Here is a 13,804-nt window from a genome sequence, read left to right as displayed (position 1 = left end):
GCGCCTGGGCGCGTAATGAAAACCCTGCATTATCCGCAGGCTAGGATCACTTGCCAATGTGTAGACGTCATTGAAGCCTGCGGAACCCGAAATTAGAGGTGAAATCTCAATAAAGGTCGATGGGATCGATGTCCAGTGACCAGCGCACCTGTCGCCCCGCAGGCAGGGTTTCCAGTCGCAAGACCCAGTTGGTCAGCAGCCGGTGAAGCGGCGCCCTGAGCGATGCCTGCAGTAAAAGCTGTGCGCGAAAACGACCTGCCCGGCGTTCCATGGGAGCGGGAACAGGGCCAAGAAGTTCGATGTGAGGCAAGTCCAGCTCTGCTGCCAATTGATCCGCCTCAGTATAGGCCAGCTCCAGAAATTCTTCAGCCTGACCGGGCTTGTAGGCTTCGGCACGCAGCAGCGCCAAATGGGTGAAGGGGGGTAAGCCGGCCGCACGTCGCTCTGCCAGCGCCTGTTGGGCAAAAGCAACATAACCTTGCTCGGTTAGTTGTACGAGCAAGGGATGGTCCGCCAAATGCGTCTGAATCAGGACTTGCCCCTGTACTTCTGCTCGGCCTGAGCGGCCCGCGACCTGAACCACCTGTTGAGCCATCCGCTCGCTGGCGCGGAAGTCTGCCGAGAAGAGGCCTCCATCGGCATCCAGGATGGCGACCAAGGTAACGCGTGGAAAGTGGTGCCCTTTGGCAAGCATCTGCGTTCCTACCAGGATGCACGGCTCGCCTCGTTGAATAATGGAGAAAATGTTAGTCATGGCATCTTTGCGCATCGTGCTGTCCCTATCGACGCGCAACACTGGAAACTGTGGGAAGAGAATTCGAAGTCGCTCCTCCGCCCGTTCCGTACCTGCACCCAATGGGCGTAAGTCCAGCTTTCCACACGCAGGGCAGTGCTGTGACGGACGTTGGCGATGATCGCAATGGTGACAGCGCAACTCGCCTGAGCGTTGATGAATTGTCATGCGCGCATCACAGCGTGGGCACTGAGCGACCCAGCCACAGTCATGGCATAACAGCGTGGGTGCAAAGCCGCGGCGATTTAAAAAAACCAGAACCTGTTGGCCTTTACTCAGTGTGTCGCCAATCGCTTGGTTCAACGGCTGCGACAGGCCTGAGTCTAGGGGGCGGCTCCTGACGTCAAGGCGCTGGAATTTTGGTGCAGTAGCAGTGCCGGCGCGCTGAGTAAGGCGAAGTAGACCGTAGCGGCCAATTTCAGCGTTATGAAGGCTCTCTAGAGATGGCGTGGCAGAGCCTAACAACAGCGGAACTCTTTCAAGACGAGCCCTGACGACAGCCAAGTCTCGTGCATGGTAGCGCAAACCTTCCTGCTGCTTATAAGACGCGTCATGCTCTTCATCAACAATGATGAGCCCCGGATTCTTCAGCGGAGTAAAGAGGGCTGATCGCGTGCCTATTACTATATCTACATCACCGTCGCGGGCGGCCAGCCATGCATCTGTCCGTTCGCGATCAGTGAGGGCCGAGTGGATCAGCACGATACGAGCATTGAAGCGCTTCTCGAAGCGGGACAATGTTTGCGGGCCCAGGTTGATTTCTGGAATGAGAACTAATGCCTGCCGTCCCGCTTCAAGCGTCCGGCGTATGAGCTGAAGATAAACCTCGGTCTTGCCACTTCCTGTCACACCGTCCAATAAAAAGCAGTGAAAGCTGCCAAGTCGTGCTTTAACCGCTTCGTAGGCAATACGCTGCTCGTGGTTAAAAGGAAGCTCTGCCTGGGCCAGCCAGGCGCCGTGATGCTTGGCCGGCATGATCTGACGTGATTCAACATCGACTAGTCCCTTTGCCTGCAACGTGTCGAGTGTATCCTTGGCCAGGCCTAGTTGGCTAAGTAGGTCATGGGCAACGCCATGGGGATGCTGCTTGACAACCTTTAATGCATCGCGCTGGCGTGGCGCACGCGCCAGGCGTGGGTCAGATACGTCAGCATCCGGCGTGGCTACCCAGAACCGTTGAACTCGTCGCTCGGCAGGATCGCCTTGGCGTAACGGCCCTGGCAAGGCGCAGGTGAAGGTATCGCCCAGGCTGTGTTGATAGTATTGAGCCGTCCACTTGCAAAGCTCGATCAGGCTGGCCGGCATTGGAGGGATAGTATCCAGCAGCGCAATAGCAGGCTTTAGCTTGTCTTGCGGAACATCGGTTTCAGAAGCCGTTTGCACCAGAATGCCAACGACCTCTCGGCGACCAAACGGTACGCGCAGTCGAACGCCTGGAGCAAGCTCTGAGGCGTCAACGCCAGCTGGCACTCGATAGTCGAATAGCCGGCGTAAAGGAGAAGGCAGCGCAAGGCGCAGCAGAACTTCAGACACGTCTGGACTCGTGGGTAAAAAGAGGCAGATCTTAACAGACCATTGGTAGACGTAACGGCTTGCATCGTTGCAAGCCTCTGTTATGATGCGCGGCCTATTATCCGTGCGGTATTCGGCAATGACGCCGGATGGCGGCACGGCACGAACCTCGAGGATTTCGTAATGAAAGCCGATATTCATCCTACGTATACCGATATCGAAGCAAGCTGCAGCTGTGGCAATGTCATCAAGACGCGCTCCACGCTGGCCAAGAACATCAACCTGGACGTGTGCTCTGAATGCCACCCGTTCTACACAGGTAAGCAGAAGGTGCTGGACGCTGGTGGTCGTATCGACCGCTTCAAGCAGCGCTTCGGTGTTTTCGGTACTGCTCAGAAGTAATATGTTTGATCGCTCATGTCTTTACCTGAGCGATTTAACAAAAAAGGCGCCTATACAGGCGCCTTTTTCATTTCTGTCTCTTTTAGGTAGAAGTGAGTCTGTCTTTAATACGCACCTGATTGCCAAGTGTGCTGATAGGTATTGCCTGAATTGCTCTAACCGGCTGTGACATTGAGACAGATGTCAAGTCAGGGCTGTTCCCGCATAATCAGCTTAGGAGTCGGGCTGACCTATCCCCGCAGCCGCTTCGCAACCTCACACAATGAGAACATGTACACGGTAGGGTATTGTCACAGTCAGCCCAAAGGTCGACTGATACCCTTGCAATGCACCGTTGGCAAGACAAACCGTCTGTGCCTGCTATCGATGTTCGATCTATCCGTGTCTGCCTTGCTGGCCATGCTTTGGCCTTAAGGTAGCTCACCTTGTTACTACGGATGAGAGGCTATACAGGATTGGCCTAAAGTCGTATAGAACAACTATTGACTATCAGGGCCATTGCTTGTGAGGCGTAATCTTCTTGCGTATCCTCCATCCACTTTGCCCAACATGACATAGCGGATACTTATAATGTCTGATTTGAAAACAGCCGCTCTCGAATACCATGCCCAGCCCCGTCCAGGTAAGCTGAGCGTTGAGCTGACCAAGCCTACCGCCACCGCTCGTGATCTTTCCTTGGCTTACAGTCCAGGTGTAGCAGAACCTGTACGTGAAATCGCCCGCGATGCGGAGCTGGCCTATCAGTACACCGGTAAAGGTAATCTGGTTGCAGTCATCTCTGATGGTACAGCCATCCTTGGCCTGGGAAATTTGGGGCCACTGGCATCCAAGCCGGTTATGGAAGGTAAGGGCGTATTGTTCAAGCGCTTTGCTGGCATCGACGTATTTGATATCGAAGTCGATGCCGAAAGTCCGCAGGCGTTCATTGATACTGTAAAGCGCATCTCTATTACCTTTGGTGGCATCAATCTGGAAGATATCAAGGCGCCTGAGTGCTTTGAGATTGAAAAGGCTCTAATCGAGCAGTGCAATATCCCGGTTTTCCATGATGATCAGCATGGGACGGCCATCGTTACAGCAGCGGGTATGCTGAACGCGTTGGAGATCGCCGGTAAGAGCCTTGAGGATGCCAAGATCGTGTGTCTAGGTGCGGGCGCTGCGGCTATTTCCTGCATGAAGCTTTTGATCAGCATGGGTGCCAAGGTCGAAAATATCTTTATGCTAGACCGTCAAGGCGTCATTCATTCTGGCCGTACTGATCTCAATCAATACAAAGCCATCTTCGCGACCGAGACTGAAAAACGCACCTTGGCTGAGGCGCTGGATGGTGCTGACGTATTCGTAGGCCTCTCCGGTGCAAATTTGCTAAGCGCCGAAGATCTGCAGCGCATGGCTCCTAATCCCATCGTATTTGCATGCTCTAACCCTGATCCGGAAATTAAACCTGAGCTGGCTCACGAAACCCGTTCCGATGTCATCATGGCAACTGGTCGTTCCGACTATCCGAATCAGGTTAACAATGTATTGGGTTTCCCCTTCATTTTCCGCGGGGCGCTGGATGTTCGCGCTACGGTAATCAATGAAGACATGAAAATTGCAGCGGCTCATGCACTACGTGATCTCGCCAAGCTTCCAGTGCCAAAGGAAGTATGCGAAGCCTATGGTGTTGATGAGCTAAGCTTTGGTCGTGGCTATATTATTCCGAAACCCATGGATCCCCGCCTGATTACAGTAGTATCTGACGCCGTAGCCAAGGCGGCTATTGAGTCCGGCGTAGCGACTCGTGCTTATCCTGCACACTATCCGCTCAAGTCGGTTAGTGACGTTTTTAGTCACTAATCAAAGCAATAAAAAACCCCGCCTTGGCGGGGTTTTTTATTGCCCTTTAGAACAGGTCCATAGGGGCGGATTCGTCAGACGGAAGTGGTGTGCCTGGCGAACTGCCTGGGCCTAGTTCATCCATTGGTGGCGGCGTATCTTCGTTCTTGAATAGCTCAAAGTACGCATCTGGCGTGCCGGGCGGAGCCGCTCGGCCACTAACGGGGTCAATGCGCAAAGTAGCAATTCCTGGAGGCTCTGCCGGTAAATGCTCGGGTTTGCCTTCTAAGGCACTGCCCATATATTGCATCCAGATAGGAAGCGCTACATTACCACCAAACTCATGGCGGCCTAAGGTGTCAGGTTGGTCAAATCCTACCCACACCGTTGTAACGTAATCCGCATTGTATCCAGAGAACCAAGTGTCCTTGGAGTCATTTGTCGTGCCCGTTTTGCCTGCCAAGTCTCCTCGTTTCAGCTCTAATGCTCGACGGCCAGTGCCGCGCTTGATCACATCTTGCAGCATGCTCGTCATGATATAGGCGTTACGCGGATCGATAATCTGCGGCGCAATGGCGGGTGTCTGGCTCAGGGTGCTATCAGGTGTGGTAACACTGGCAGGGGTTGTTTGAACATTTCCCTGCTCCGAAACGGTGCCTGGGTTTTGTGGAACGCGTGGCGGGTTGGCTTGATAAAGTAGCTGTCCGTCACGGCTCTCAACCTTCGAGATAATGTAGGAGTTTACTTTGTAGCCACCGTTGGCAAAGGCCGTCCAGCCATTGGCAACTTCCATTGGTGTCAGGCCAGGCGTGCCTAGGGCCAATGAAAGATTGCGAGGCAGAAGATCCTTTTCAAAGCCGAAGCGAGTTACATAGTTGATTGCATAATCGATCCCAATGGCCTGCAGCAGGCGAATGGATACCAAGTTTCGCGAACGATACAGCGCCTCACGTAGGCGAATAGGGCCTAGGAAGGTGTTCGTATCATTTTTAGGGCGCCAAGCCTCGTCCATGCTGCTGTCCATAAATACAATAGGCGCATCGTTAACGAGAGAGGCTGCCGTATAACCCTTATCCAGCGCAGCACTATAAATGAATGGCTTGAAGCTTGAGCCAGGCTGACGCCGAGCCTGTATTGCGCGGTTGTAATTGCTCTGCTCAAACGAAAACCCTCCGATCAGGGCCTGGATGGCTCCGTCCTGAGGGTCAAGCGAAACCAGCGCACTCTGGGCCTTGGGGACCTGAACAAAACGTAAGCTGCCATCTTCTTGACGCAGAATACGGATCAGGTCGCCTACTTTGACCACATCACTCGGCCCACTGGGCTTAGGACCCATGCTGTTGGCGCTAATATAAGGGCGAGCCCACTTCATGGTTTCCCACGCGACAGCTTCTTCCTTGTCACTGGTTGTCAGGACTAATATGCCGCTTTTTTCAGTCTGGGTAACGATTGCTGGCTCCAGGCCCCCGACAGCACGATGGGACTGTACTAGACTCAGCCACTCGCTACGCGTTTTGTTTGGATAGCGAGCCTCGACTCCGCGATAGCCATGACGCTGGTCATAGTCGATCAAGCCATTGCGAACAGCAGTATTGGCGACGTTCTGCAGGCGACTGTCGATAGTCGTCGTAACCTTATAGCCCTCTGTGTACGCATCGCTACCGTACCGTCCAACCATTTCGGCTCGAGCCATTTCGGCAACGTAGGGTGCCGCAAGCTCTGGTACGGCCACATGGTGATAGGCATCGATAGACTCAGCTACAGCCGTTTCGTAAGCCTTCTGGTCAATGTAGCCCAGCTTCAGCATACGCTCGAGAATCCAGTTGCGTCGTTCCTTGCTGCGTTCGGGGTTTACGATAGGGTTATAGCGTGACGGTGCCTTGGGCAGGCCAGCAATCATGGCCTTTTGAGCCAGAGTCAGCTCGTTGATAGGCTTACCGTAGTACACCTGCGCAGCTGCTTCGATCCCGTACGCCCGGTTACCCAGATAAATTTTGTTCACATAGAGCTGCAGAATTTCATCTTTTGTAAGCTGGCGCTCAATTTGCAAGGCCAGCAGTATCTCGGTGAATTTGCGTGAAAAGCTGCGTTCGCTAGTCAAGAAATAGTTCTTGGCTACCTGCATGGTAATGGTGCTGCCGCCGGTCTGAATGTGACCTGTTTTGACCAGTTGTGCCACGGCACGCATCAGGCTTTTAACGTCTACGCCGTAGTGGTTGGCAAAGTTGTCGTCCTCAGCTGAAAGCAGCGCGTGGATAAAATCCGGTGGAATTTCCGAAAAGCGTAGGGGCGAGCGCCGCATTTCTCCAAATTCGGCGATCAATTTGCCATCTGCACTGTAAATGCGAAGGGGGATCTGCAATTGCACGTTGCGCAGGGCATCTACCGAGGGCAGGCTCGGGCTAAGGTAGAGAAAGGCACCGCTAAGCCCAAGAAAGATGCTGCAGACGATGCCAAGGCAAGACCACCAGATAAATTTTAACAAACGCATTGGATATGGCTTTTTCAGCTATAAAGAAGTGAATCTGGCAACAAATTTGCGAGCCAAGAAGTAGGCGCATTATAGGCAGTTTTTGGGACAGATCGCTATTTGCGCTTATGTCAAGTCTGCCAGCTAATGCCGATGAATACGAATCGCCCAATGCGTGGCGAATACAGATAGGGAAACTGTTGTGCTAGGGCTATTCAAAAAGAAGACGAATACGCTACTGGGAATCGATATCAGCTCAACATCTGTCAAGTTGCTTGAGCTGAGTCGTGCTGGCGGACGGTATAGGGTTGAGGCCTATGCTGTTGAGCCATTGCCGCCGAATGCTGTGGTGGAAAAGAACATTGCTGAGCTTGAAGGGGTGGGGCAGGCCCTGGGTCGAGTGCTGACCAAGGCTCGGACTAATGCTCGAAATACAGCGGTGGCAGTAGCGGGTTCGGCTGTTATTGCAAAGACCATCGAAATGGATGCAGGTCTTTCAGATGATGAGCTCGAAAACCAGATCAAGCTTGAGGCAGATCAGTATATTCCATACCCCCTCGAGGAAGTGGCGATCGACTTTGAGGTTCAGGGACAGTCTACCCGCAACGCAGGCCGTGTTGAGGTGCTGTTGGCTGCATGCCGTAAGGAGAATGTTGAAGTCCGCGAAGCGGCTCTGGCATTAGCAGGACTTTCCGCTAAGGTCATTGATGTCGAAGCCTATGCGTTAGAGCGTGCCTATACGCTAATGGCCGGGCAGCTGGGTGGTAACGTCGATGAGTTGACGGTTGCGATTGTCGATATTGGCGCCACAATGACGACTCTTAGCGTGCTACATAATGGCCGTACCATCTATACACGTGAGCAGCTCTTTGGCGGCCGTCAGTTGACTGAAGAAATCCAGCGTCGTTATGGGTTATCCATGGAAGAGGCCGGTCTTGCTAAAAAGCAGGGTGGGCTTCCTGATGATTATCAGGCTGAGGTGCTGACGCCATTCCGGGATGCTGTCGTTCAGCAGGTAGCTCGCTCCCTGCAATTTTTCTTTGCAGCCGGACAGTACAACGATGTGGACTATATCTTGCTAGCAGGAGGAACTGCGTCAATTTCCGGCTTGGATCGCTTAATCCAGCAGAAAATTGGCACTCCGACTCTAGTAGCTAATCCGTTTGCTGATATGACGCTAAATAGCAAAGTCAATGCAAGTGCTCTGGCCAGTGACGCACCTGCGCTCATGATTGCCTGTGGTCTGGCTATGAGGAGCTTCGACTGATGGCCCATATCAACCTGTTACCTTGGCGTGAGCAGCTAAGGGAAGAACGTAAAAAACGCTTTCTGGTGGTAATCGGCGGGATGTTTGTTCTGTCGGCAGCAATCATCTTTCTAGGTGATAAGTATTTTACTGCTGCAATCGAAAACCAGGATTCACGCAACGCCTATATACAAGGTGAAATCGCTGTGCTGGATTCTCGGATCCAGGAAATTAGTGAACTGAAGACGCGCAGGCAGCAGCTCCTGGAGCGAATGAAAATCATTCAGGACCTCCAGGGCAACAGGCCGGTTATTGGCCATGTATTCGACCAGTTAGTGCGCACACTGCCAGATGGCGTTTATTTCACTGGTCTTAAAATGCAGGGTGATACGATTTCTATTGTTGGTGAGGCAGAGTCGAATAACCGTGTCTCCAATCTCATGCGTAATTTCGAAAACTCGGATTGGCTGGCTTCGCCGAACCTGACAGAAGTCAAGGCACTGACTTCGGGAGCGGTCGATCAGAACAATGCTTTCCAGATGACGGTAAAGCAGACAAAACCTGAAGTACCAGCGCCTGCGGTACCTGCACAAGGAGGTAAGTCATGAGTTTGGCCGATACTCTGGCAAGCCTTCGCAAGATCGATCTAAATGATCTTGATATGGATAACCTGGGTGCATGGCCCCCAGCAGCCAAGGTGATTACCTGCATCCTGATTGTCGCTGTGGTGCTGGCGCTAGGCTATAACTTCTATCTGAAAGACATGCAGACAGACTTGGAAAACAAGCAGGCTCAAGAGGAAACCCTCAAGCAGCAGTTTGCAACGAAAGCATTTCAGGCTGCCAACCTGGATGCTTACAAGGTTCAAATGACTGAAATGGAAGAGTCATTTGGTGCCATGTTGCGTCAGCTGCCTAGTGATACGGAAGTGCCTGCGCTACTCGAGGACATTACGCGCACCGGTCTGAAAAGCGGTCTTGAATTTGAGCAGATTCGTCTGCTTCCTGAAAACGTACAGCAGTTTTACGTTGAATTGCCTATTCAGATTACGGTGGTGGGGAGCTATCACGATCTAGCCACTTTTGTCAGCAGCGCTTCGAGCCTGCCGCGTATTGTGACCCTGCACGATTTCGATATCAGCCGTGTGTCGCCTGACAGCGGGGCGCAGCTGAGAATGAACATCCTGGCCAAGACGTATCGCTATAACGACAAGGGATTGCAACAATGAGAGCCCGAATTCTGATGTGTGGGCTTTTGCTTGCTGGGCTGTCGGGATGCGGTGGCGGAGATGATGTGTCCGACCTTCAAGGTTATATGGATGAAGTACGGACAAGGCCTAAAGGGAACATAGAGCCGCTGCCCCAGTTTCAGCCTTACGAGCCTTTTGCTTATGGTGCTGCTGATATGCGTAGCCCGTTCCAGCCACCTATTAAGGTTGATTTAACGGCTAAGCAAAGAGGATCAAAGAACATCAAGCCTGACGAAACGAGGCCAAAACAGTTCTTGGAAGGCTTCAATATCGAAACTTTTCAGATGGTGGGTACGCTTTCCAACGCTTCAGGTCGCTATGCCTTAATCAAAGGGGCTGGAGGGGTTCACCGGGTCAAGGTAGGTGACTACTTGGGCAGAAACGATGGGCGGATTATTTCCATCACTGAAAGTCAGATTGATGTGATTGAAATCGTTCCTGATGGAGAGGGCGGCTGGCTCGAAAGACCCCGTACTCTTTCGCTAATAGAGAGTTCTTAAGGACGGGGCATGATGTTGCATAAAACTATTTTACAAAGGGTCTCAGGGAAGAGTGCCCTCACGCTAGCCATACTCTTGAGCGGAATTTGTCCCTCTTTATTGTTAGCGGCGGATCTTAAGGCCATTAATGTGGCTTCTCTGCCAGGCGATAGAGTTGAGCTCAAGTTGTCGTTTGATCAACCGGTGACGGCCCCTAAGGGGTACACCATTGAACAGCCTGCGCGTATTGCTCTAGATCTGCCTGGTGTTAGCAATAAACTAGGCGTTCGCAACAAGGAACTGGGCTCTGGGAATGCCAGAAGCGTTACGGTTGTAGAAGCCGGTGACCGTACCCGTCTTATTGTGAATCTGACTGCACTGGCTCCTTACTCAACCCGAGTACAAGGCAATGATCTGTTTGTTGTGATTGGTGGAGACAAGGCCGCTCGTACCACCAGTGCGTCCGTCCCAGCACCATCGTTGCCGCGAGCAGGTGCAACGCAGGCTCCTGCTCCGGCGGCCAACGCCAGTAGTCGTGTATTTTCTAGCGTACCCATGGTTGCTGGAAAGGCTATTAGAAATATCGATTTCAAGCGAGGTGATGACGGAGAAGGTAACGTTATTATCGACCTCTCGGAGTCAGGTATCAGCCCCGATATACAAGAGCAAGGTGGAAAGATTCTCCTGAATTTCGGTAAGACGCAGCTTCCTGATGCCTTGCGTGTCCGGCTTGATGTCAAAGACTTTGCAACGCCTGTACAGTTTGTAAGTGCTTCAGGTCAGGCTGGCGATACCGTTATTACGATTGAGCCCACAGGCGTCTATGACTACTTGGCTTACCAGACGGATAACAAGCTGACCATTAGCGTCAAGCCGCTGACTGCCAAGGAAAAGGAGCAGCGTGTAGCTGACCGGTTTACGTATACCGGTGAAAAGTTGTCGTTGAATTTCCAGGATATCGACGTTCGTTCTGTCCTGCAGTTGATCGCTGACTTTACAGGCTTGAACTTGGTAGCCAGTGATACTGTTCAAGGCAATATTACGCTGCGCCTGCAAAACGTACCGTGGGATCAGGCGCTTGATCTTGTCCTGAAAACCAAAGGGCTGGATAAGCGTCAGATCGGGAATGTGCTTTTGATTGCGCCTGCTGATGAGATTGCCGCGCGTGAGCGTCAAGAGCTTGAGTCTCAAAAGCAAATTCAGGAACTGGCCCCGCTGCGTAGAGAGCTTATCCAGGTTAATTACGCCAAGGCCGCCGATATGGCCAAGCTGTTTCAGTCAGTTACTAAAGCTGACGCAGGGCAAAGTGAGCGGGGCTCGATTACTGTCGATGATCGGACCAATAGCATCATTGCTTATCAAACCCAGGATCGCCTGGATGAGTTAAGACGGATTGTCTCTCAGCTTGATATTCCGGTTCGACAAGTGATGATCGAGGCGAGAATCGTTGAGGCAAACGTTAACTACAACAAGCAACTGGGTGTTAGTTGGTCAGGATCTCGGTCAGGTAATGGCAACTTCACTATTAGTGGTGGTGCTACATCTACTAGTGGAACAACTTCACCTTTTGTAGATTTGGGTGTAAGTGGTACGTCCGGTATCGGGATTGGTTTCCTGACTGGCAGCACGACATTGGATCTTCAGTTGTCTGCCATGGAAGCTACTGGTAACGGTGAGATAGTTTCTCAGCCCAAAGTAGTAACGTCTGATAAAGAGACCGCAAAAATCTTGCGTGGTACCGAGATTCCTTATCAGGAAGCAAGTTCGAGTGGTGCGACCAGTACATCCTTCAAGGAAGCAGCGCTTTCGTTGGAGGTAACGCCTCAGATTACACCTGATAATCGAATTATCATGGAGGTTAAGGTGAACAAGGATGCACCTGACTATCAGAACCGCTTGGGTGACGATGGCCCTCCACCTATTTCCAAAAACGAAGTGAATGCCAAAGTACTAGTGGCTGATGGTGAAACTATCGTAATCGGGGGTGTTTTCTCGAATACTCAAAGCAAGTCGACGAGTAAAGTACCTTTACTCGGTGATGTTCCCTATGTCGGTCGCCTATTTAGACGTGACTCGGTCACTGATGAAAAAGTAGAGCTGCTTGTCTTCCTCACTCCGCGTATCATGAACAACCAAGCTATTGCCGTTGGTCGTTGATTGAAGTGCTGAATGTGTTTCTCGTGGGTCCGATGGGTGCTGGTAAAAGCACCATCGGACGCCTGCTCGCCAAAGAGCTCCATCTCCCGTTCAAAGACGCTGACAGAGAAATCGAGCAGCGGACCGGGGCTAATATTCCCTGGATTTTTGATGTTGAGGGGGAGCAGGGCTTTCGTGAGCGGGAACGTCTTGTTCTAGAGGATCTTTGCAACTCTTCAGGCTTGGTGCTGGCTACTGGTGGCGGCTCAGTGTTACGTGAAGACAACAGGCGTATCCTGAAGGCGAGTGGACACGTGATCTATCTGCATGCTTCTGTCGAGCAACAAATTGAAAGGACGTCTCGCGACCGAAACCGACCTCTTTTACAAACACCAGATCCCGCACAAGTCCTGCGTAATCTAATGATTATTCGCGACCCGCTCTATCGTGAGATAGCGACCACTATCATAGAAACAGACGAGCGGCCCCCTCGGTTGGTCGTCCAGCAAATACTTGATCGTTTAAAAGCACTCGCTCCTCATTAAAGGCGCTGGCGTTCTGCGTTATTCTAGCGTCCTTTCATTGGGGGATTTATGCGAACACTAAACGTCAATTTGGGCGAGCGTAGTTATCCCATCTTTATAGGTCAGGATGTGCTGTCTCAGCATGAATACATCCTGCCCTATATAAAAGGCCGAAAGGTCGCCGTCGTTACTAACGAGACGGTAGCGCCTCTTTATCTGGAAAAGCTCAAAGCCACACTGCAGGGTAAGGAAGTAACCGCTGTAGTGCTGCCTGATGGAGAGAGCTATAAGACATGGGAAGTTTTACAGAAAATCTTCGACGCGTTGCTTGAGGATAGGCATGACCGTGCTACAACCATCATTGCCCTGGGCGGGGGCGTGATAGGTGATATGGCAGGGTTTGCCGCAGCCTGTTATCAACGGGGTGTCGATTTTATTCAGGTTCCTACGACGCTGTTATCGCAAGTCGACTCCTCGGTAGGGGGGAAAACCGGGATCAATCATCCACTGGGCAAGAATATGGTCGGTGCGTTTTATCAACCCAAAGCGGTGGTAATCGATACGTCCAGTCTTGTTACGCTGCCTGAGCGCGAGTTGTCGGCTGGATTGGCCGAGGTCATCAAGTATGGATTGATCTGTGATGAGCCTTTCCTGTCATGGCTGGAAGAAAATATTGATCAGCTGCGCTTGTTGGATCAGGCCAGGCTGAGCGAGGCTATAGAGCGGTCCTGTGCGGCAAAAGCCGAGGTAGTAGGTGCCGATGAGCGTGAATCTGGCGTTCGGGCCACGCTGAATCTGGGGCATACCTTTGGACATGCAATTGAAGCTCATCAAGGGTATGGTTCATGGCTGCATGGTGAGGCTGTTGCTGCCGGTACGGCAATGGCATTGGAAATGTCTTGTCGCCTGGGCTGGTTAAGCCGCGATGATCAGGCCAGGGCGCTACGTTTGCTTAAGCGTGCAGGGCTTCCTGTTGTTCCTCCTGTTAGCATGTCGCCTGACGATTTCATGAAATACATGGCGGTTGATAAAAAGGTTCTGGATGGCCAGTTACGCCTTGTGCTGCTTAAGCGCCTGGGCGAGGCCGTGGTAACCAGTGATTTTCCTTATGACACCCTCAAGCAGACGCTAAGTGCTGATTATCAGGCATTAGCGGAACAGCTCGGAGATTGAAA

The 13,804-nt window shown here is 52.1% G+C and carries 11 protein-coding genes; 9 read left to right on the top strand and 2 right to left on the bottom strand.

The features are described from left to right. Positions 1–106: 106 nt before the first annotated feature. Positions 107–2,326 (bottom strand): primosomal protein N', encoded by a 2,220-nt coding sequence (locus tag IEX86_RS03080; protein WP_188864579.1) that lies wholly within the window; start codon positions 2,324–2,326, stop codon positions 107–109. 162 nt (positions 2,327–2,488) lie between these two features. Between IEX86_RS03080 and rpmE the strand changes: the two genes are divergently transcribed. Together rpmE and IEX86_RS03070 are read left to right on the top strand one after the other, a co-directional pair. Then, positions 2,489–2,707 (top strand): 50S ribosomal protein L31, encoded by a 219-nt coding sequence (rpmE, locus tag IEX86_RS03075; protein WP_188864578.1) that lies wholly within the window; start codon positions 2,489–2,491, stop codon positions 2,705–2,707. Between the two features lie 570 nt (positions 2,708–3,277). After that, a complete protein-coding gene (locus IEX86_RS03070; protein WP_188864577.1) occupies positions 3,278–4,546 on the top strand; it encodes a malic enzyme-like NAD(P)-binding protein in 1,269 nt (422 codons plus the stop codon). Between the two features lie 46 nt (positions 4,547–4,592). Here IEX86_RS03070 and IEX86_RS03065 read toward each other — a convergent pair whose 3' ends face one another. Beyond that, positions 4,593–7,016: a penicillin-binding protein 1A gene (locus tag IEX86_RS03065; protein WP_188864576.1), complete on the bottom strand. Its 2,424-nt coding sequence runs from the start codon at positions 7,014–7,016 to the stop codon at positions 4,593–4,595. Between the two features lie 181 nt (positions 7,017–7,197). Here IEX86_RS03065 and IEX86_RS03060 point away from each other — a divergent pair, with 181 nt between their 5' ends. The 7 genes from IEX86_RS03060 to aroB are packed head-to-tail and all read left to right on the top strand — an operon-like array spanning position 7,198 to position 13,802. Beyond that, positions 7,198–8,262 carry a pilus assembly protein PilM gene (locus IEX86_RS03060; RefSeq protein WP_188864782.1) on the top strand — a complete coding sequence of 355 codons (1,065 nt, stop codon included), beginning with the start codon at positions 7,198–7,200 and terminating at the stop codon, positions 8,260–8,262. Further along, positions 8,262–8,849, top strand: a complete 588-nt coding sequence (locus tag IEX86_RS03055; RefSeq protein ID WP_188864575.1) for a PilN domain-containing protein — start codon at positions 8,262–8,264, stop codon at positions 8,847–8,849. Before IEX86_RS03060 ends, IEX86_RS03055 begins: the two co-directional genes overlap by 1 nt. Beyond that, positions 8,846–9,469: a type 4a pilus biogenesis protein PilO gene (pilO, locus tag IEX86_RS03050; RefSeq protein WP_188864574.1), complete on the top strand. Its 624-nt coding sequence runs from the start codon at positions 8,846–8,848 to the stop codon at positions 9,467–9,469. Before IEX86_RS03055 ends, pilO begins: the two co-directional genes overlap by 4 nt. Further along, on the top strand, positions 9,466–9,990 hold the full coding sequence (gene pilP, locus IEX86_RS03045; RefSeq protein WP_188864573.1) for a type 4a pilus biogenesis lipoprotein PilP: 525 nt from the start codon (positions 9,466–9,468) through the stop codon (positions 9,988–9,990). Before pilO ends, pilP begins: the two co-directional genes overlap by 4 nt. 9 nt (positions 9,991–9,999) lie before the next feature. After that, positions 10,000–12,126, top strand: coding sequence for a type IV pilus secretin PilQ (locus IEX86_RS03040; RefSeq protein WP_373290382.1), 2,127 nt, complete (start codon positions 10,000–10,002; stop codon positions 12,124–12,126). Positions 12,127–12,131: 5 nt separating this feature from the next. Further along, positions 12,132–12,650, top strand: coding sequence for a shikimate kinase AroK (gene aroK / locus IEX86_RS03035; RefSeq protein WP_188864780.1), 519 nt, complete (start codon positions 12,132–12,134; stop codon positions 12,648–12,650). Positions 12,651–12,698: 48 nt separating this feature from the next. After that, positions 12,699–13,802: a 3-dehydroquinate synthase gene (gene aroB / locus IEX86_RS03030; protein WP_188864572.1), complete on the top strand. Its 1,104-nt coding sequence runs from the start codon at positions 12,699–12,701 to the stop codon at positions 13,800–13,802. Positions 13,803–13,804 lie beyond the last annotated feature (2 nt).

It is taken from the genome of Pseudomonas asuensis (genome assembly GCF_014646755.1).
GTDB classification, from domain to species: Bacteria; Pseudomonadota; Gammaproteobacteria; order Pseudomonadales; family Pseudomonadaceae; genus Chryseomonas; species Chryseomonas asuensis.
This window is presented reverse-complemented; position numbering and strand designations above follow the sequence as displayed.